Consider the following 19,030-nt stretch of genomic DNA (forward strand, 5'->3'; position numbering starts at 1 on the left):
CCTCCACTCGCGAAAGGAGCTCTGACAATGAGCGGACAGCAGTCTCAGATCAATGCCGGCGGCGGCAACGGTGAGGGAGGAGACTCACAAGAGTTCGACGCTGGACAAGTCAGCATCAACAGCGCCGGAACCGATGATCTCCTCGATGAGATCGATGGGCTCCTGGAATCCAATGCCGAGGAGTTCGTGCGCTCCTACGTCCAAAAGGGCGGCGAATAAAGGTGGAACGCCCCTCCGGTAGCGCCCCCGTGTACGCACGGCGGATCATGGGAATCGAGACCGAGTACGGAATCACGGCGAGTGCTTCCCATGGCCAGCGAGTCATGTCCCCGGATGAGATAGCGCGCGTGCTTTTCCGGCCCATCGTGTCGAAGTACTCCTCCTCGAACATCTTTAGCCCCAACGCCTCGCGCCTCTACCTCGATGTCGGCTCCCACCCGGAGGTCGCCACCGCTGAATGCGATAGCCTGAGCCAGCTCATCGCGTACGAGCGCGCTGGCGATGCCATGGTCAACCGCATGGCCGTACAGGCGGAGGAAGCCTTGGCTGCGGAGGGGGAGGAGCGCGCCGTCTACTTGTTCAAGAATAACGTCGATTCTGCGGGAAATTCCTACGGCTGCCACGAGAACTACCTCATTGGCCGCCACGTGGTGCTCAAAGACCTCGGCAAGGCCCTCCTGCCGTTCATGATCACCCGCCAGCTCATTTGCGGCGCCGGGATGATCAAACCTGCCAAGGGCGACGAGCCTGCGCGTTTCGTGCTTTCACAGCGCGCCGACCAAGTGTGGGAGGGCGTGTCCTCTGCGACGACTCGCTCACGCCCCATCATCAACACCCGCGATGAACCGCATGGTGATTCGAAGCGTTTCCGCCGCATGCACGTTATCGTCGGCGACTCCAACATGGCGGAGCCCACGATGGCGCTCAAAGTAGGCTCCACGCTGCTCATGCTGGAGATGCTAGAGGCTGGCTTTGAGGTACCGGAGCTTTCGGTGCTTGATCCAATTCAGCACATCCGCGCCATCGCGCTCGATTCCACCGGCCGCACCGAGCTTCCGCTCGAGGGAGGCGGCAACACCACCGCGCTCGCAATCCAGCAAGAACTGTGTGCCGCCGCAGAGCGTTGGCTGGAGCACCGCGAGGACGCCGGGACACCAACGGCTGAGCTCGCACGCGTCGTCGATCTCTGGAAGCGCACCCTCCAGGCCATTGACACACAAGACTTTTCCGCGGTCGACCGCGAGATCGATTGGGTGATTAAGCGCGGCCTGCTGAACCGCTACCGCGAGCGCCTGGGCGGAGATTGGGCGCACCCCAAGCTGGCCCAGATTGACCTGACCTACCACGACATTCGCCCTGGGCGCGGTCTCTACAGCGTGCTGGAGCAGCGCGGCATGCTGGAACAGTGGATCGATGATGCAGCAATCAATGCCGCCGTCGATACCGCACCGCAGACCACCCGTGCCAAGCTGCGCGGCGAGTTCCTCGCCGTTGCCCGCGAGCTCAATGCCGCTGTGACGGTGGATTGGACGCGGATGAAAGTCAACCGCCCAGAACCCATGACCGAAGAGTTCTCCGACCCCTTCGTATCCGAGGACCCGCGCTTAGACGGGTTGTTAGACTACATGCGTTCGCACCAAGGTGCTTAAGGCCCCGAACCTCAACAAGGAACCTGCCATCATGCCGTCAGCAGATCGCACTGCGGCTCGGACACCAGTCCGAGATCGAGCCATCGAAAGGCTCACCAACCTCACCTTTGCCCTCCACGGCGCAGCGCACCAAGGCGGCGTTCCCGACCGCAGCGCTGCCTGGATTCGCACCAACGTCGAGGGTTATCAATCCCGCAGCGACGAGGCCTTTCAGAAGCAGCTTTCCCGCGACATTGTGACGCTGCAACGCGCCGGAGTGCCGGTGGTGCACAGCAGTGGTGTGGAAGGCTCGCTGTATCGCCTTGATCCTGAGAGCTACCAGCTGCCTCCCGTGGACTTCACACCCGAGGAAGCCATGGTGTTGGGCGTTGCCGGCGGGATTGGCACCCCGGGCGGTTTGAGTGATTTCAGCTTGTCCGCGTGGACAAAGCTAGCGGCCTCGGGAGCCTCCCGCGACCTGCGCGGCGCGCCGGTATATACCGCGGTCAACGACATGACCAGGCTGAGCCCAGAGCTCGTCACCGGGGTGATTACCGCCGTGCGTGCGGGGCTGCGCATCTCCTTTGATTACTTTGCCACGCCCTCAGCCGAGCCGGTTCGCCGCCACATGGACCCGTGGGGGCTGGTCAATCACCGTGATCGCGTCTACCTCGTCGGGTGGGATGTGGACCGGGAGGCACCCCGGACCTTCCGCGCCACCCGCGTGGACAACGTCAGGCGCTCGCGCGCTGCGGCCACCCACCTCGAGCCCACCGCGCCGCTGCAAGATCTCGTCGTGGAAGCGCTGGATCGGGGAGACACCGTCGATGCCCTCCTTGAGGTACCAGATGGCCAGGCCGCGGAGCTTGTCGACGCCGGACGCAGGCGCTCAGATGGCCTCCTTGAGCTGACGGGCGTGCGCCGCGATTGGCTGGTGCGCACCGCCGCGGGATATGCACCAGATATCGTCGTGGTTGAGCCAGAAGAAGTTCGCTCCGACATCATCGCGCTCTTGAGCGGGGAGGAATCGCACCATGGCTGATCAACCTCGCAAGCTGCAGTCTCTTGTTCGCTCCCTCAACCTCATCCCATACCTGCGCAACCACCCAGGGTTGACCCCGATGGAAGCGGCCGAAGACTTGGGAATGACTCCCGCTGAGCTTAAAGATGCCGTCGATAGGCTCTTCTGCTCTGGGGTGGGCCGCAATACTGAAGACCTCATCGACTTGAGCTTCAGCTACCGCGACGGCATTGAGATCTACAACGACCAGGGCCTAACCCAGGCCCTGCGCCTGACCCCAACGGAGGCCGGTGCGTTGTTGCTGACGCTCGAGTCCCTCGAAGCGATGCCGGGGCTTGTCGACGTCTCCGCGGTCCATTCCGCCGCCGCGAAGCTGCGTGAGATCATGGATGAAAAGACCGCCGCCATCTACGATTCCCTGGCCACAACGGATCCGGAGGAATCTCAGGTGCAGGCGGCGTTGGCGGGGGCCGTCGACAAGCGCCAGCAGGTCCGTTTCACCTATTGGAGCATGTCCTCCAACCGCACCAGCGAGCGCACCGTGCACCCGGCACGAATCTTCATCGTGGATGGCGAACCCTATTTGGTGGCCTGGGATGAATCGGTGGGGGAGCACCGCACGTTCCGCTTGGACCGCATGAGTGATGTGGAAGTCCTCGACGCTACCGCCACACCCCGTGTGCGTGAGTTGGATTTCAACCCCGGTTCACCCTTTGGTCTAGATCACACTCTCGTTGCGCAGCTAGAGATTCACCAAGATTTCACCTGGCTCGCAGAGCACTACGACATCACGCTCGGCGACACACTGGAAAATGGGCTGATAGCTGCAACAATGCCCGTAGGCTCTGAAGCATGGTTTAGCCGCTTCGCCCTCGGCCAAGCCGACCGAATGCGGGTCGTGGGGCCGCAAAAGCTTGTCGACGCCATTTCGGAGCATAGAAATCGGGCGCTGGAGCGTTATACTCAACTGCCAGACTAAGAGCTCTCCTGCGTGCGTCCCGTACAGCGCTGCTGCATGGAACCGTACGCTTCATCAACCTAGAAAGAAGGGGCACCCTCAATGACCGTGGGACCTTTGGAAATCGGCCTTGTCGTTCTCGTCATCGTGCTGTTGTTCGGCGCCAAGAAGCTGCCGGAGCTAGCTCGTTCGATGGGCCGCTCCATGCGCATTTTTAAGTCCGAAGTCAAGGAGATGAAGGAGGAGAACAACACTCCCGAACAGCAAGCCCAAATTGCTGCATCGAAGAAGAACGATGAGGACTTCTGGAACAGCCCGGAGATGCAGCCGCGCGCATCCAAGCCGGTTGATGGAAACCAGAACTAATCATCTTTCTCGGTAGGCACGCCACGCTCCAAGGGTCTTGGAACTCCAAGGGCGTGTGTGCCGCTGTGGGCTTTCTAGGGAGGCATTGCATTGAGTACCGCGAGTACACCGCCGAATCCCGCGTCTAGCGCACGCAAGCAAAAGTGGACCTCAAAGCTTCGCCGCAAGCCCAAGAATCCTACGGGGGAGATGACCCTAGTCCAACATCTCCAGGAGCTGCGCCGGCGCATCGTGATTTCACTCCTTGCCCTCGTGGTGGGCGCCATTGTCGGCTTCATCTGGTACCAACACGCCCCGTTTGGCATGTCACCGCTGGGCGAGATCTTGCGTGGGCCCTATTGCTCGCTGCCTGAGGAAAAGCGCATCTCTTTCACCGCGGATGGCGAATGCCGCTTGCTTGCCACCAGCCCCTTCGAAATGCTGCTACTGCGCCTCAAAGTGGGCGCGTTGGCTGGCGCAGTAATGTCCTCACCGGTGTGGCTCTATCAAATATGGGCATTCATTGTGCCCGGTCTGCATAAGAACGAGCGCCGTTTCACCTTCTTTTTTGTCTCCACGGCGGTTCTGCTTTTCGTGCTTGGCGCGCTTCTTGCCTACTTCATCCTTTCCGTGGGCTTGGAGTTCCTCATGGGGATGGGCTCCGAGTACCAGACCGCGGCACTAACCGGTGAGCGCTATTTCTACTTCCTGCTGACGTTGCTCCTCATCTTCGGCGTGAGCTTTGAGATCCCACTACTCGTGGTATGCCTCAATGTGATAGGTGTCTTGGAATACGATGACGTCAAGGACAAGCGCCGCATCATCATTGTCGCCATCATGATCTTCGCTGCGGTGGTGACACCCGGCCAAGAACCTTTTTCCATGTTGGTCTTGGCCGGTGCCCTCGTACTCCTCGTGGAATTGGCCTTCCAGTTCTGCCGCATCAACGACAAACGCCAGAAGCGCCAGCGCCCAGACTGGATGGATCTGGATGATGAAACGGCCTCGTCCTTGGACGAAGGTCCGGGTGCCATAGGTGCACCAACTCCGGTGTCTGCATCAACGCGCGTTTCTGCGTCTTCGCGGCCGGTATCTTCCAGGCCTGTTCCCCCGGCCTCGACGGGTGAAGCTCCGGCACCGCAGCCTCAACAGAGGAATACTCAGCCCCCGCAGAGCGGCTTTTTCGACGACGTTCTGTAAGCTGGTCAGCCTTTTTAGGGAACTTGTTCAAACGTTTCCCTGGCGCTGGGGACCGGGGCGCTAGTACGCCGTCCCTGACAGGTACCCTGGGGACTTATGACACTGACGCATCTGGACGAGTTCACCCAAGCACTGCCGTACTCACTGGATGACTTCCAAATCCAAGGATGCCAAGCCGTCGAAGCCGGCCACGGTGTTCTGGTCTGTGCGCCCACCGGCGCGGGTAAGACCGTGGTGGGTGAGTTCGCTGTCTCTTTGGCGCTGCGCCAAGGGACCCGCTGCTTCTACACCACCCCTATCAAGGCGCTGAGTAACCAGAAGTACCACGACCTGGTTGATGCACACGGCGAAGATGCCGTGGGGCTGCTGACGGGTGATGTCTCCATCAATTCTTCCGCGGACATCCTCGTGATGACCACCGAGGTTCTGCGCAACATGATTTATGCAGGATCCGGCGCACTCGACCGTCTGACCCACGTGGTGATGGATGAGATCCACTTCCTGGCGGATGCCTCGCGCGGCGCGGTATGGGAAGAGGTCATCCTCAACCTCGAGGAACATGTCTCCATCATCGGTTTGTCGGCAACGGTGTCCAATTCCGAGGAGTTCGGCCGGTGGCTAACCACCGTGCGCGGAGATACCAAGGTCATCGTCACCGACAAGCGCCCCGTACCGCTGGACCAGTGGATGATGGTGGGGCGCAAGATCTACCCACTTTTCGAGCCTGATTCAGGCGGCCAGGTCAATACTGAGTTGGCGCGGCGTATCCAGCGCCTAGAAGCAGGAGACAGCGATAACGGTCGCGCAGACTATGCACAAAACCGTGCGAGCTTCCGTGCACGTGCCCGACATAAAGGCGGAGGACGCAACGACCGAAACAAGGATCGGCGCAGCGGTGCACCCCGTGCGCAGGACCGCTACCGACCGCTGGGCCGTCCAGAGGTACTCAAAGAACTGCAGGCAATGGAGATGCTGCCGGCGATTACCTTCATCTTTTCCCGAGCGGGCTGCGATGGCGCTTTGTATCAGTGCCTGCGCTCCCGCATGGTGTTGACCTCCCAAGAGGAGGCATCTGAGATTAAGGCCATCGTCGATAAGGGCGTGGAAGGCATTCCGGAAGAAGACCTCAAGGTCCTAGATTTCAAGCGCTGGCGCGAGGCGCTTTCGCGTGGCTTCGCCGCCCACCATGCGGGTATGCTGCCAGCTTTTAGGCACATCGTGGAGGAGCTCTTCGTCAAAGGCCTGGTTCGTGCGGTCTTTGCCACCGAAACCCTTGCCCTGGGCATCAATATGCCCGCGCGCACGGTGGTCCTTGAGAAGCTCGTGAAGTTTAACGGCGAGGCACACGTGGACCTGACACCGGGTCAGTACACGCAGCTCACCGGCCGCGCGGGCAGGCGTGGCATCGATACCTTGGGCAATGCCGTCGTGCAGTGGGCACCCGCCATGGATCCCACCGCGGTGGCGGGCCTCGCATCGACCCGCACCTATCCGCTCATCTCTACCTTCGAACCCGGCTACAACATGGCCATCAACCTGCTGGGCATGCTCGGCTTCGATGACTCTTTGCGCCTGCTGGAGAAGTCCTTTGCGCAGTTCCAGGCGGATGGCTCTGTCGTGGAAGAAACGCGCGAAACTGAGCGCGCTGAGCATCGGGTCCGCGAGCTTCGGGCACAGTTAGATCAGGCCGTAGATAACTTGACTCCACCGACAATTGATGGTGAAGACCCAGCGGAGATACTCATGGACTATATGAGGCTGCGCCGCGAACTGACTGAGGAAGAAAAGTCAGCGCGTGCCTCCAAGAAAGAAGAGAGGAGCAAGGAGGTCGCGGCGGTCCTTGCCCGCTTGCAGGTGGGTGAGGTCGTCGCTATCGCAACGAAGAAGCGACCAACCCTGGCAGTTGTCATCACCCCGGCAAACCAGACCGCCGATCCACGCCCCTGGGTCACCACGGAGACCGGATGGTCAGGCCGCATCGATGCAGCCGGTATTGATAATCCGCCGATAGTGGTCGGCCACATGAAGCTGCCGCGTGCGGCGCAGAAGCATCCGCGTCGGCATACCAAGTACGTTCAGGATGCCTTCAAACGCGACTACTACAAGCGGCCTAAGAAGATGCGCACTGAGCCGCGTAATCGTCCCAACAAGAAGATCGCGCAGCTGCGTGATGCCCTCCGCGAGCACCCGGTGCACAATTGGCCGGCGACCGACCGCGAGCAGTTGGCTGGTGTGGCCCAAAAGCTCGCCCGACGCGAGCGCGAGCTCCACAAGTTGGAAGCCAAGGTGGAGCGCGCCACGGATACCCTTGGCCGCACTTTCGAGCGCATCGTGGACCTGCTGGCGGAGATGGATTACGTGGAGTTTGAAGGCTATGGCGAGGACCGCGAGCCTGTCATCACGGACGAGGGCGAGCGCTTGGCCAAGATCCATTCCGAATCCGACCTACTGGTGGCACAATGCCTCAAGCGGGGTATCTGGAATGACCTTGACCCGGCAGAGCTGGCCGGCGTTGCCTCCCTGTGCGTCTTCGAGAACCGCAAGGCCACCCGCGGCGAACCAGGTGCGGCTAGCGACGACATGGCGGATGCCATGAACGCAACGTGGCGCATCTACACGGAGCTTGTCAGCGATGAGAAGCGCCATAATCTGCCACAGACCCGTGAACCGGAGCCTGCCTTCGCGCTGGCCATCCACCAGTGGACGGCGGGCGCACCCTTGGCATATTGCATGGCCGCGGCTAACGAGTCCGGCGCAGAGCTGACTCCGGGTGACTTCGTCCGTTGGTGCCGCCAGGTCATCGACCTGCTCCAGCAGGTAGCCAAGACAGGCTACGAAGAAGAGATTCGCCGCAATGCCCGGCGCGCCATTGACGCGATTCAACGAGGCGTTGTCGCCATCGGCGCTTAATTTCCTTCGACCAAGTCCAGCATCGCGGTGGCTGCCGCCGCGATGGCCTTGCGGTGGGGCGCGACCAGCGCCACCGTGGCTAGCTTCAGGTTTCTCCCCAATGGGTTGAGGATGAGGGCTTGGGTTCCGATGACGGAGTCGTCGACAAGCGCTGGCCCTCCCGAATCACCCTTGACCGCTGGAATCGTGTTGAAGACGAATCCGGCGGGGGAGACGGTGGTGAGGAAATCGACCGACCACGTGCGAAAGAAGGACAGTAGAAACAACCCCGTTCGCTTCTGTGCGCGGCGGGACTTTCCGCCATATCCCCAGGTGCTGACTGGCGCGCGAAAATGCGGTGTGCTTTTAGCGAGCCCCGGAAGGTCCCGGGGCGGTGCTGGTTTATCAAGCAGGCACACAGCTATATCGGTCCCGTCAATCGTGCGCACGGCGGTCATCCGCCGGTTGAACCCGCCACTGACTTTGTAGTGTTCACCACCGCCCACGCCATCGCGAAAGAAGTGCGCACAGGTCAGAACTAGCCGGGTTCGCTGCTGGGTGCGGGGGTTTAAGGATGCATCGATGAGAACACCCGAGCAATAGCTACCGCGGGTTCGTATCTTGACGGCTGCGGGATAGGAATTCACGGCGCCCAGCTTAACTGGACGAAGGCGAGCGGTAGGCTAACTGCCATGACTGATTATGCTTCCCGCTTGAGCCGCGCCCGCGCGATTGCCGCTGCCAAGAATATCGATGTGTTGCTCGTGGGTACCGGCGCAGAGTTCGCCTATCTTACGGGCTCCTGGGTCTCTTCTCATGAGCGTTTGACCTGTCTGGTCATCCGTCCCGATGCCGAACCGATCATCGTCGCACCCAGCACCGACATTGAATCGCTTCAAGGCGTTGCTGCCCAGCTAGTGGGATGGAGTGACGGGCAGGACCCTTATGCACTGGCCTTAGACGGTGCGCATCCGACCACCGTGGCTGTGGGCTCTTCGCTAACTGCGGACCACGTATTGCGTTTCCAGTCCACGATTCGCCGCCACGTAGAGCCGTCTTCGCTATCTTCAACGGATGCTCCACATGTGGAGTATGTGCTTGCTACCGAGGCGCTGGCTGGGCTCTTTAGCCGCAAGGACCCAGATGAAGTAGCGGAGCTGCGCGCTGCGGCAGTGGCTATCGATGCCGTCCATGCAGAGGTGCCACGTCTCCTGCAGCCTGGCCGCACTGAGGCCGACGTAGCGGCAGATTTGCGCGAGCTTATCTTGCGCGAGCACAAAGAGGTGGACTTCATCATCGTTGGTTCCGGCCCGAATGGTGCGAACCCGCACTATGACTATGGGGAGCGCGAACTCAGCGCTGGTGATCCCGTGGTGGTGGACATCGGGGGCACGTTGCCCTCCGGCTATCACTCTGATTGCACACGCACCTACGTGGTAGGCGCGGATCCTTCTGCGGCGCCTGCTGATTTCCAGGAAGCCTATGCGGTGTTGGAAGAGGCCCAAGCTGCCGGGCGAGCTGCTGCACGGCCCGGGGCGACTGCCCAGGAGATCGACCGTGCGACACGCAGTGTGATCGAAAGCGCCGGCTGGGGTGAGTACTTCACGCACCGCACCGGACATGGCATCGGCTTGTCGACGCACGAGGAGCCCTTCATCATGGAAGGAAACGAGCTGGAGCTTGCCGAGTCCACGGCCTTCTCAATCGAACCAGGCATTTATGTACCCGGAAAGTGGGGCATGCGCCTCGAGGACATCGTGGTGACCACCGAGTCCGGCTACGAGTCTTTGAACCAAGCTCCGAGGGGGTTGCGTTAATGGGCGCGCTATTGATTCTTGGTGGGCGCAGCGACATTGGCGGCGAGCTTGCACGCCGGTTGTGCGCAGGCCGCCCGGTAGTGCTTGCCGCGCGGGGTGAGCACGGCATGGATGAGCTCACTTCAGAGCTTCTGCGCAACGGAGCAACGTCCGTTCACACGCTTTCCTTCGATGCCGCGGATGTTTCCTCCCACCGCGAAGTTATCGAGCAAGCTGCAACGCTCGCGGGTAAGGACATCACGACGGCGGTTGTCGCCTTCGGAATCTTGGGTGACCAGGAACAAGCTGAGCACGACGAGGCGCATGCCTTCGACATCGCTCTGGTTGATTATGCCGCGCAGGTATCTATGCTCACCGTGCTGGCCGACGTCATGAAAAGAGGCCACATCGTGGCCTTTTCCTCCATTGCGGGCTGGCGTGCACGGCGGGCCAACTATGTCTATGGCTCAACCAAGGCTGGCCTCGATGCCTTCTGCCAAGGTCTGGCGGATCGCCTGCAGGGCAGCGACCTAGCGCTGATCACCGCGCGCCCCGGTTTCGTTATCGGGTCCATGACACACGGGATGAAACCCGCGCCGCTGTCGGTGACACCTGACGTAGTCGCACAAGCTGTGGTCAAGGCCGTCGAATCCTCGTCGGGTTCGCGGCCGGTGTCCCGCACGCTGTGGATCCCACGAACGCTTCAGCTGTTGGCCTGGGTCATGAAGCTTGTCCCGCGCCCCATCTGGCGGCACATGCCGCGCTAGTGATGTCCGAGCGCGGAGGAGTTGGCATCGAAGATGAATCCGCGCGGAGCAAGGACTCGGAGCACGACGTCCGCATCGCCCTCCGCCAAATCGTGGATGACCAAGCCCTGCCACGGAGTAACGGTGATCGCTGCTCCCAGCTGGGCAATGAGCCCTGCGTACTCTGCGGGCAACACGCCATCTTGGAGGCCCGCGCCGAGATCGACGCGGCCGGGCGCAGTGTGTTCGGTTAACCAACCAATGGGCGCATCTGATTGCGCGAGTCCGGCAGGTGTAGCCAAGGACAAACGGTCAATGGCCTCTGGATTCTCAGCGGAGGCCTCGACCACGTAGTCCACGAGCTGCGAAATCGCGTCGCTTAATCCCAGTGCCGGCCCAGTTGCTGCCCCCTCAAGGATGAGACGAGCGGAATCGGCTTCCTCGTCCTGCCCTGCGCTGCCGCCGGATAGTTGGAGTCCCGCCGCCACGCCGTGTGCGAGGAGATCGCCAGCTCCACCATCGACGCCGAAAACCGCAGCGCGGGTGATAGCCGGGGAGGTTCCTTCCTCTTCAGATAAGGCATCAGCAACGCGCTGCGCTACCCGGCGCGCCTGAAGGGAGAGGGGAGAGGCCAAGACGTGGGCAGCAGCGGCGGTAGGGAGGGGGACGTCGCCAAGCGCCTGCTCGTTACTCACTCCGCGCAGACTGATAACGCTGTGCTCCTCAAGGTACACATGGCCATCGCCATGTTCCCTAGCGGCCTGGCCTAGGGCAAGCCACTGTTCGGGCGTGACGACGCCTGCGGCGGGGTGGAAGCGCAAGGTATCGGATTCAGGATGCATCGACTCGGTGAGGGACATGGTGCGCAAGTTTAATCGCTACGGGAGGGTCGCCAGCGAACCGGCAGGTCCAGCAAGTATGGTGGGCTGCATGCCGTTTCTTCTGTTCATCGCGTACATCCTCCTCGAAACCCTGGCGTTTTGGGCAGTCGCCGAGTGGATCGGTGTGCTGTGGGCGCTGCTTGCTCTGGCGTTGACCATGCTGTTCGGTATGACGATTGCCAGCTGGGAAGTGCGCCGCATGATGGCCAGCCGCATCCGGCAGACCGGAGATGGCGTCTATGTGATGGAGGATCCCACCCCAGGCAAAACGGCCGGCAATGTTGGTCTGACCATGGTGGGCGGCATCCTGCTTTCGCTGCCTGGGTTCGTCTCCACTGTTTTTGGCGCTCTGCTCATCTTTGCGCCCACGCGCTCCATCATCTGCACGCTCCTTGCCGCATCGATGTTCAAAAAGATTGAGGACATGGGCGTGCGCGTGTACGAGGCCTCGCCCATGGCGCAGCACCGCGATTCCTATGGTTCCTTCGGCACTGTTGGTGGCAGTACAGCAGGTAGCGGGATGGATCGGTCAGGCCAATCGCACGAAGTCTTGGATGAAGAAGAAATCCGCTCGTGGACCCAACACGTTAAGCCTGAGGACTTCGAGGACGGAAACAACTAGTGCTCACGCTGTGCGCGCGGCTTATTCTTGCCGCTCTGTCGGGCGCGGTCACGTATCTTTCGGTGGAACCACGCGGCTGGTGGGCCGCGGGGATCATTGGGATGGCCATGCTGGTGGCCGCGTTGGCACCCTGGAGAAAGCCTCTGCACCTAGGGTGGGCAGCACTCATCGCCTTTGCCCATAGCGCTGTCTTGTACCTCTTCACGCTGCCGTGGATTGGTGAGCTCGTGGGCAACATGCCTTATATTGCGCTCGCTATCTTCCTCTCGCTGTACAGCATCCTCCTCGGCGTCGGTGGGGCAGCACTACTGCGTTTGCGCTATGGGTTCACGCTTTTTCCTTTTTTCTACGTGGCGGTGGAGATGCTGCGCTCCTCCGTGCCTTTCGGTGGCTTTGCCTGGGTGCGGCTGGCGTGGGGGCAAATCGAGGGCCCGCTAGCTAATCTCGCCCCGTGGGGTGGTCCCGCGCTCATTACTTGTGCTGTCGTCTGCGTGGGTGCGGGTCTGGTGGGGCTTGCGCGCGCGCCACGGTTGGCCTGTGCCTTCTTAGCGGTGCCGCTGCTTGCCGGACTTGTAGCTGCGCAGGGCGTGAATCGCCCTAGCCATACCACGGGTACTGTGACGGTAGCCGCTGTCCAGGGAAACGTTCCGCGGCTTGGCCTCGACTTCGCCGCGCAGCGCCGCGCGGTGCTGGATAACCACGTCCGCGTCACCGAACAGGCAGCCAAGGATGGTGCACGGCCTGACATCGTCATCTGGCCGGAGAACTCCTCCGATATCAATCCTTTTGCCAACGACGACGCACGGGCGCTTATCGACGCCGCCGCCCACGACATCGACGCCCCCATCCTCGTCGGCACGTTGACCCGCGATGAAGTCGGTGCGCGCAACACCATGCAGGTATTCAACCCGGATGGATCGGTGGGGGAGCATCACTACAAGAAGTACCTGCAGCCTTTCGGCGAAACAATGCCGATGCGTGACTTCTTTGCGCGGATTACCGATTTGGTGGATCTCGCAGGCGACATGAAACCCGGTGACGGGCCAGGAGTGGTGACCATGGCCGGGACTGCGGTCGGCGTTGCCACCTGCTACGAGGTGAGCTTTGACCAGGCATTTCGAACCGCGATTAACAACGGGGCGCAGATTCTCACGACGCCAACAAATAACGCCACGTTCAGTGATTCCGATATGACCTACCAGCAGTTGGCCATGAGCCGTCTGCGCGCCATGGAAGCAGATCGCGCCGTCGTTGTGGCGGCCACGTCAGGGGTCTCCGCCATCGTGCACCCAGATGGTTCCGTGAGCCAGGACAGTGGGATCTTTGAACCGGCTTATCTCGAAGAAGAGCTTCCGCTCCGAGAGGGGCGTACATTTGCGGTGCGTTATGGTTCGCTCCTGCAGTGGCTCATGACTATTATTGGAACGGTCTGCGCGCTGTACGCGATCTATTCCACCCGCTTGTCCGGACGGCGCAGCGCGCCTTAAAGCAGAAACCAAAAGGAGCAAGGAACTAGTGAGCTCGACCCGCGAATCTACTCTGGTCATCATCCCCACCTACAACGAGATTGAGAACCTGCCGCTGATCACCGGCCGCGTGCGCAAGGCCACCCCGGAGGTTCACATCCTGATCGTGGACGATAACTCCCCGGACGGCACCGGAGAGGCCGCGGACAAGCTGGCCGCCGAGGATTCTCACCTGCACGTCCTTCACCGCGAGGGCAAGGGCGGCCTCCTCGGCGCCTACATCGCCGGCTTCGAGTGGGGCCTGGAGAAGGACTACCAGGTGCTCTGCGAGATGGACGCGGACGGCTCCCACGCCCCGGAGCAGCTGCATCTCTTGCTCGAGGAGATCGACAAGGGCGCTGACTTGGTGATCGGTTCTCGCTATGTGCCGGGTGGAGAGACTGTGAACTGGCCGGCCAACCGCGAGCTACTGTCCCGATTGGGCAACAAGTACATTTCGGTGGCGCTGGGCGCTGGCATCAACGACATGACCGCTGGATACCGCGCCTTCCGTCGCGAACTGCTAGAGCACCTGGACTTTGAGGAACTATCCAACGCCGGCTACATCTTCCAGGTAGATGTTGCCTTCCGCGCCATCAAGGATGGCTTCGATGTTCGCGAAGTTCCGATTACCTTCACCGAGCGCGAGCTGGGCGAATCCAAGCTGGACGGCTCCTTCGTCAAAGATTCCCTGCTCGAGGTGACCAAGTGGGGTGTCGCTCACCGCTCCGAGCAGGTCAGCGACTTCACCTCGGAAGTATCCAAGATCACTTCCCGCACAGTGAAGGATATGGAGCTTGGTTCCAAGGCCACCACGGCTAAGAATGCCGTGTCTGACTTTGTGTCCGAGGTATCCAGCCTGGTTAAAGGGATGCTCAGCCGTTAAAATCCAGCCTGTCTGAGGCAAGGCACGCTGACCTTTCGAGCCTCGCATAAGGCAAATAAGCCCGAAAACCTGTCATGGTTTTCGGGCTTTTGCGGTAATAACCACCACCAGTGCTAATGTCGTAGGTGGCACTTTATCTGGTGCACAGTGACTTGCTTCACTTCATTCTCACACTACGGATCGTTCGGCACGTACCTGCCGATGGAGGAGAGTTTGCTATGGCAACCGTAACGTTCAAAGATGCGTCCCTGACCTACCCAGGCGCTAAGGAACCCACCGTCAAGAAGTTCAACCTGGAAATCGCCGATGGCGAATTCCTCGTCCTCGTCGGCCCCTCCGGCTGCGGTAAGTCCACGACGCTGCGCATGCTGGCCGGCTTGGAAAACGTTACCGACGGTGCCATCTACATCGGCGACAAAGACGTCACCCACGTTGCCCCGCGTGACCGAGATATCGCCATGGTCTTCCAGAACTATGCTCTCTACCCGCACATGACCGTGCGCGAGAACATGGGCTTCGCCCTGAAAATCGCCGGCAAGTCCCAGGACGAAATTAACAAGCGTGTCGACGAAGCCGCCGCCACCCTGGGTCTTACCGAATTCCTTGAGCGCAAGCCGAAGGCCCTGTCCGGCGGTCAGCGTCAGCGTGTTGCAATGGGCCGCGCAATCGTGCGTAACCCGCAGGTCTTCCTCATGGATGAGCCGCTGTCCAACCTCGATGCCAAGCTACGTGTGCAGACCCGTACCCAGATCGCAGCCCTGCAGCGCAAGCTTGGGGTTACCACCGTCTACGTCACCCACGACCAGACTGAGGCCTTGACCATGGGTGACCGCATCGCTGTACTGAAGGACGGTTACCTTCAGCAGGTTGGCGCACCCCGCGAGCTCTACGACCGCCCCGCCAACGTCTTCGTCGCCGGCTTCATCGGCTCCCCGGCAATGAACCTGGGCACCTTCTCTGTCAAGGACGGTAACGCTACCTCCGGCCATGCTCGTATCAAGCTTTCCCCGGAAACCGTCGCTGCGATGACGCCGGAGGATAACGGTCGCATCACCATCGGCTTCCGCCCAGAGGCCCTCGAAATCATCCCCGAGGGCGAGTCCACCGATCTCTCCATCCCGATCAAGCTTGACTTCGTGGAAGAGCTTGGTTCCGACTCCTTCCTCTACGGAAAATTGGTGGGCGAAGGTGACCTCGGCTCCTCGAGCGAAGACGTTCCCGAGTCGGGCCAGATCGTCGTTCGTGCAGCCCCGAACACTGCGCCTGCCCCGGGCAGCATTTTCCACGCACGCATCGTGGAAGGCGGCCAGCACAACTTCTCGGCGTCGACTGGCAAGCGCCTTCCTTAAGCCCATACGCCGGCTGACCCGCGGAACATGTCGCGAACGTCAGCACGGCCGTGGCAAAGCTCTAGGCCAAAATCAGCAAAGAAGGTGAATTGACTCGACATGAAAGAGTCCATGAGCATCACCTCTTCGACGTACGCGTCGGCATTGCTGACGCTGCCTTGGGATACGCCCCTGGAACAGTGGCCCGATGATCTCATCGCCGCACTGCCCAGGGGCATTTCCCGGCATATCGTGCGTTTCGTGGGGATCAATCGCGGCATCGTCGCAGTCAAGGAGATTGGTGCGCGTACCGCTCACCACGAGTACAAGATGCTGCGTGAGCTGCAGCGCCTCGGCGCTCCCAGCGTGCGTCCCGTTGCAGTCATCACGGGACGCCAGCCGGCTGTAGAAAGCTACGGAGAGCTCACCGCAGCTCTGGTGACTGAACACCTAGAGTTTTCTCTTCCGTACCGCGAAATCTTCTCGCGGCACCTGACAGTCGTCGAAGCGGAGAAGCTCATCCGCGCCTTGTCGGTGCTTTTGGTGCGGATGCACTTGCTCAACTTCTACTGGGGTGATGTATCGCTGTCGAATACCCTTTTCCGTAGGGATGCCGAGACTTATTCGGCCTATCTTGTCGACGCCGAAACAGGGGAGTTCCAGCCCAATCTCTCCGAATCGCGCAGGCTTTACGACGTTGACATCGCCCGCGTCAACATCATCGGTGAGCTCATGGACTTGCAGGCAGGTGAATGCCTAGATCAAGATATCGATGTTATCGCCCTCGGAAGCTTGGTCGAGAGTTCCTACCTTGAATTGTGGACAGAGCTAACCGCCGAAGAATCCGTAGATGCCAGCGAGTACTGGCGCGTTTCCGAGAGGATCGACCGCCTCAACCAGCTAGGTTTCGACGTGGGGGAGCTCAAGGTCACCAAGGACGAGTCGAAACAGGTTGTGCGCATTCGCCCTGTGGTAGTCGATCCCGGCCACTATCGTTCGGAGCTGTTGAGCTTGACAGGGCTGAGCGTCGAGGAGCACCAGGCGCAACGCCTATTGGGCTCTATCCAGGCCTATCAGGCCATCGAGTGCGGCCCTCATGTTGGGCTGACCCAGGCTGCGCACTTGTGGATGACGCATGAGTATGAGCCGACCATCGCTGCGGTTCCCGTCGAGATGCTCCACAAGCTGGAACCGGCACAGATCTTCCATGAGATCGTTGACCACCGTTGGTTCCTCGCCCAAGAAAGGGGAGAGGCCGTAACCCTCCCAGAGGCCACGGCGTCCTATCTTTCTTCCGTATTGCCCGCCCGCCGCGACGAGGCTCGGCTGCTTCAGATCTCGGCCTCGGATGACGACTTGTCATAACCGCCCGTGTGCCCCAACACCGCTCAATAGCTCAAGTCTATCGAGCCGCTCTCAGCCGTTTCTTATATCGTTTTGTATGTTTTAGGCCCGATTGCCCCTTAAATGGGGAGCGATCTCATGCCCGAATATGGATATAGTCACAATCGGGCGTTTTAGGCCCGATTTCTTTTGATCGTGTGGAATACCTCACTAAGGTAGGAGACAGGCTAACCAGTTCATAGTCGGATAGTGACCAGCTATGGACCAACTGGTAGCACTGGGCAAGAGCCTTTGTCATGGAGGATCGCCCAGACATAACCGCATACGAGCCGGTTGTCTATCTACGGCTCAACATCCCGCTTTTCATCAAGAAAGATGAGGACCACATGAAGCGTCTTACTCGCATCGCATCCATCAGCATGGCTTCCATGCTGGCCGCCGCAAGTCTCGTCGCCTGCTCAGGCTCTACTGACGACGAAGGCGATGTCTACTTCCTGAACTTCAAGCCAGAACAGGATGCCGCTTACCAGGAGATCGCAAAGGCTTACACCGAAGAGACCGGCGTCAAGGTCAAGGTCGTCACCGCAGCCTCCGGCTCCTATGAGCAGACCCTCAAGGCTGAGATCGGCAAAGATGAAGCACCGACCCTCTTCCAGGTCAACGGCCCGGCTGGTTTCATCACCTGGCAAGACTACATGGCAGACATGTCGGATACCGAGGTAGCTAAGCAGCTCACCGATGACATCCCGCCACTGACCACTGAAGATGGAGAGGTACGCGGCGTCCCGTTCGCTGTCGAGGGCTTCGGCATCATCTACAACGACGAGATCTTCGACAAGTACATCGCCACCTCCGGGGCAAAGATCAAGTCCACCGATGAGATCAAGAGCTACCAGAAGCTCAAGGAAGTCGCCGAGGACATGCAGGCGAAGAAGGACGAGCTCGGCATTGAGGGCGCCTTTGCCTCCACCTCACTGACCTCCGGCGAGGACTGGCGCTGGCAGACTCACCTGGCCAACGCTCCGATTTGGCAGGAGTACCAAGACAAGGGCGTCGAGGACACCAACGAAATCGACTTCTCCTATAACAAGGAGTACAAGAACCTCTTCGATCTCTACCTGGACAACTCCACCGTCGAGAAGTCTCTTGCCCCGTCTAAGACGGTCTCTGACTCCATGGCTGAGTTCGCTCAGGGCAAGGCCGCCATGGTCCAAAACGGTAACTGGGCATGGTCCCAGATTTCCGAGACCTCCGGCAACGTAGTCAAGGAAGACAAGATCAAGTTCCTGCCGATGTACATGGGCCTGCCGGATGAGGAGAAGCACGGCATCAACGTCGGTACCGAAAACTACTTGGGTGTGAACTCGGAGGCTTCCGAGGCAGACCAGAAGGCTACCAAGGACTTCGTGGACTGGCTCTTCACCTCCGATGCCGGCAAGGAGCACGTGGTTAAGGACCTTGGCTTCATTGCCCCGTTCAAGAACTACTCCGCAGAAGACACTCCGAATGACCCGCTGGCAAAGCAGGTCGCGGAAGCTATCGACAACGAAGACCTCACCACCTACCCGTGGAACTTCCAGTACTTCCCGTCACAGCAGTTCAAGGATGACTTCGGCCAAGCCCTGTCTCAGTATGCCTCCGGCACCCTGAAGTGGGATGACGTCGTCAAGCAGTTCAAGGACAACTGGGCTGCTGAAAAGGAATCCAACTGGGGCTAAACCTTTAGTCCCATCCCCTCGCCATCCGCCTTCCCAAACGGAGGGCGGGGAGGGGAGTAGGTGAGAGGCATGGCACGTACTCGTCAGTTTGTTCCACGCCCTCAGCCCCCCTCTCCTCGCCGCCATCCTTTGGGAAACGCGTGGCACCACCTGAATTTAAGGT

The 19,030-nt window shown here is 60.4% G+C and carries 17 protein-coding genes; 15 read left to right on the forward strand and 2 right to left on the reverse strand.

Going from position 1 to position 19,030, the window contains the following annotated elements; all coding sequences use genetic code 11:
* Nucleotides 1-27 precede the first annotated feature (27 nt).
* The 7 genes from M5J06_RS02500 to M5J06_RS02530 all read left to right on the forward strand — a co-directional run bounded on the left by M5J06_RS02500 (nt 28) and on the right by M5J06_RS02530 (nt 8,062).
* A complete protein-coding gene (locus M5J06_RS02500; protein ID WP_070520514.1) occupies nt 28-219 on the forward strand; it encodes a ubiquitin-like protein Pup in 192 nt (63 codons plus the stop codon).
* Nucleotides 220-266: 47 nt separating this feature from the next.
* Nucleotides 267-1,649: a Pup--protein ligase gene (gene pafA / locus M5J06_RS02505; protein WP_250223873.1), complete on the forward strand. Its 1,383-nt coding sequence runs from the start codon at nt 267-269 to the stop codon at nt 1,647-1,649.
* Between the two features lie 31 nt (nt 1,650-1,680).
* Complete coding sequence (locus M5J06_RS02510; RefSeq protein ID WP_070564575.1) at nt 1,681-2,670, forward strand: helix-turn-helix transcriptional regulator; 990 nt, start codon at nt 1,681-1,683, stop codon at nt 2,668-2,670.
* Nucleotides 2,663-3,628: a helix-turn-helix transcriptional regulator gene (locus M5J06_RS02515; protein WP_250223874.1), complete on the forward strand. Its 966-nt coding sequence runs from the start codon at nt 2,663-2,665 to the stop codon at nt 3,626-3,628. Before M5J06_RS02510 ends, M5J06_RS02515 begins: the two co-directional genes overlap by 8 nt.
* Nucleotides 3,629-3,709: 81 nt before the next feature.
* Complete coding sequence (gene tatA / locus M5J06_RS02520; RefSeq protein ID WP_070520503.1) at nt 3,710-3,973, forward strand: Sec-independent protein translocase subunit TatA; 264 nt, start codon at nt 3,710-3,712, stop codon at nt 3,971-3,973.
* A 189-nt stretch (nt 3,974-4,162) separates the two neighbouring features.
* Nucleotides 4,163-5,152: a twin-arginine translocase subunit TatC gene (gene tatC / locus M5J06_RS02525; RefSeq protein ID WP_250223875.1), complete on the forward strand. Its 990-nt coding sequence runs from the start codon at nt 4,163-4,165 to the stop codon at nt 5,150-5,152.
* Between the two features lie 96 nt (nt 5,153-5,248).
* Nucleotides 5,249-8,062, forward strand: a complete 2,814-nt coding sequence (locus tag M5J06_RS02530) for a DEAD/DEAH box helicase (RefSeq protein ID WP_250223876.1) — start codon at nt 5,249-5,251, stop codon at nt 8,060-8,062.
* Here M5J06_RS02530 and M5J06_RS02535 read toward each other — a convergent pair.
* Nucleotides 8,059-8,688: a trypsin-like serine peptidase gene (locus M5J06_RS02535; protein WP_250223878.1), complete on the reverse strand. Its 630-nt coding sequence runs from the start codon at nt 8,686-8,688 to the stop codon at nt 8,059-8,061. The genes M5J06_RS02530 and M5J06_RS02535 overlap by 4 nt on opposite strands.
* Nucleotides 8,689-8,733: 45 nt before the next feature.
* Here M5J06_RS02535 and M5J06_RS02540 point away from each other — a divergent pair, with 45 nt between their 5' ends.
* Together M5J06_RS02540 and M5J06_RS02545 are read left to right on the forward strand one after the other, a co-directional pair.
* Nucleotides 8,734-9,858 carry a M24 family metallopeptidase gene (locus M5J06_RS02540; RefSeq protein ID WP_250223879.1) on the forward strand — a complete coding sequence of 375 codons (1,125 nt, stop codon included), beginning with the start codon at nt 8,734-8,736 and terminating at the stop codon, nt 9,856-9,858.
* A complete protein-coding gene (locus M5J06_RS02545; protein WP_101736345.1) occupies nt 9,858-10,604 on the forward strand; it encodes an SDR family oxidoreductase in 747 nt (248 codons plus the stop codon). Before M5J06_RS02540 ends, M5J06_RS02545 begins: the two co-directional genes overlap by 1 nt.
* On the opposite strand, the gene M5J06_RS02550 is transcribed toward M5J06_RS02545, so the two are convergent.
* Nucleotides 10,601-11,443 carry a ferredoxin-like domain-containing protein gene (locus M5J06_RS02550; protein ID WP_250223880.1) on the reverse strand — a complete coding sequence of 281 codons (843 nt, stop codon included), beginning with the start codon at nt 11,441-11,443 and terminating at the stop codon, nt 10,601-10,603. The two genes, M5J06_RS02545 and M5J06_RS02550, sit on opposite strands and share 4 nt — an antisense overlap.
* Before the next feature lie 70 nt (nt 11,444-11,513).
* Here M5J06_RS02550 and M5J06_RS02555 point away from each other — a divergent pair, with 70 nt between their 5' ends.
* The 6 genes from M5J06_RS02555 (at nt 11,514) to M5J06_RS02580 (ending at nt 18,867) form a co-directional block, all read left to right on the forward strand.
* Entirely contained in the window at nt 11,514-12,086 is a 573-nt protein-coding gene (locus tag M5J06_RS02555; protein WP_250223881.1) for an FxsA family protein, read from the forward strand.
* Nucleotides 12,086-13,573, forward strand: coding sequence for an apolipoprotein N-acyltransferase (gene lnt, locus M5J06_RS02560; RefSeq protein ID WP_250223882.1), 1,488 nt, complete (start codon nt 12,086-12,088; stop codon nt 13,571-13,573). Before M5J06_RS02555 ends, lnt begins: the two co-directional genes overlap by 1 nt.
* A gap of 28 nt (nt 13,574-13,601) precedes the next feature.
* Nucleotides 13,602-14,477 (forward strand): polyprenol monophosphomannose synthase, encoded by an 876-nt coding sequence (locus M5J06_RS02565; protein WP_070564604.1) that lies wholly within the window; start codon nt 13,602-13,604, stop codon nt 14,475-14,477.
* A 218-nt stretch (nt 14,478-14,695) separates the two neighbouring features.
* Entirely contained in the window at nt 14,696-15,826 is a 1,131-nt protein-coding gene (locus tag M5J06_RS02570) for an ABC transporter ATP-binding protein (protein WP_070520478.1), read from the forward strand.
* A gap of 99 nt (nt 15,827-15,925) precedes the next feature.
* A complete protein-coding gene (locus tag M5J06_RS02575; RefSeq protein ID WP_250223883.1) occupies nt 15,926-17,170 on the forward strand; it encodes a DUF4032 domain-containing protein in 1,245 nt (414 codons plus the stop codon).
* A gap of 365 nt (nt 17,171-17,535) precedes the next feature.
* Nucleotides 17,536-18,867 carry an ABC transporter substrate-binding protein gene (locus M5J06_RS02580; protein ID WP_070520595.1) on the forward strand — a complete coding sequence of 444 codons (1,332 nt, stop codon included), beginning with the start codon at nt 17,536-17,538 and terminating at the stop codon, nt 18,865-18,867.
* Nucleotides 18,868-19,030 lie beyond the last annotated feature (163 nt).

Origin of the sequence: Corynebacterium intestinale, assembly GCF_023574125.1 — a bacterium.
GTDB classification, from domain to species: domain Bacteria; phylum Actinomycetota; class Actinomycetes; order Mycobacteriales; family Mycobacteriaceae; genus Corynebacterium; species Corynebacterium hesseae.

Bases quoted from the DNA above. Each gene is read 5' to 3' on its own strand.
- M5J06_RS02515 (WP_250223874.1), top strand. From the start codon at position 2,663: ATGGCTGATCAACCTCGCAAGCTGCAGTCTCTTGTTCGCTCCCTCAAC.
- M5J06_RS02575 (WP_250223883.1), top strand. From the start codon at position 15,926: ATGAAAGAGTCCATGAGCATCACCTCTTCGACGTACGCGTCGGCATTG.
- M5J06_RS02510 (WP_070564575.1), top strand. From the start codon at position 1,681: ATGCCGTCAGCAGATCGCACTGCGGCTCGGACACCAGTCCGAGATCGA.
- M5J06_RS02580 (WP_070520595.1), top strand. From the start codon at position 17,536: ATGAAGCGTCTTACTCGCATCGCATCCATCAGCATGGCTTCCATGCTG.
- M5J06_RS02555 (WP_250223881.1), top strand. From the start codon at position 11,514: ATGCCGTTTCTTCTGTTCATCGCGTACATCCTCCTCGAAACCCTGGCG.
- tatC (WP_250223875.1), top strand. From the start codon at position 4,163: ATGACCCTAGTCCAACATCTCCAGGAGCTGCGCCGGCGCATCGTGATT.
- M5J06_RS02570 (WP_070520478.1), top strand. From the start codon at position 14,696: ATGGCAACCGTAACGTTCAAAGATGCGTCCCTGACCTACCCAGGCGCT.
- M5J06_RS02500 (WP_070520514.1), top strand. From the start codon at position 28: ATGAGCGGACAGCAGTCTCAGATCAATGCCGGCGGCGGCAACGGTGAG.
- tatA (WP_070520503.1), top strand. From the start codon at position 3,710: ATGACCGTGGGACCTTTGGAAATCGGCCTTGTCGTTCTCGTCATCGTG.
- M5J06_RS02545 (WP_101736345.1), top strand. From the start codon at position 9,858: ATGGGCGCGCTATTGATTCTTGGTGGGCGCAGCGACATTGGCGGCGAG.
- pafA (WP_250223873.1), top strand. From the start codon at position 267: ATGGGAATCGAGACCGAGTACGGAATCACGGCGAGTGCTTCCCATGGC.
- M5J06_RS02540 (WP_250223879.1), top strand. From the start codon at position 8,734: ATGACTGATTATGCTTCCCGCTTGAGCCGCGCCCGCGCGATTGCCGCT.
- M5J06_RS02550 (WP_250223880.1), bottom strand. From the start codon at position 11,443: ATGTCCCTCACCGAGTCGATGCATCCTGAATCCGATACCTTGCGCTTC.
- M5J06_RS02530 (WP_250223876.1), top strand. From the start codon at position 5,249: ATGACACTGACGCATCTGGACGAGTTCACCCAAGCACTGCCGTACTCA.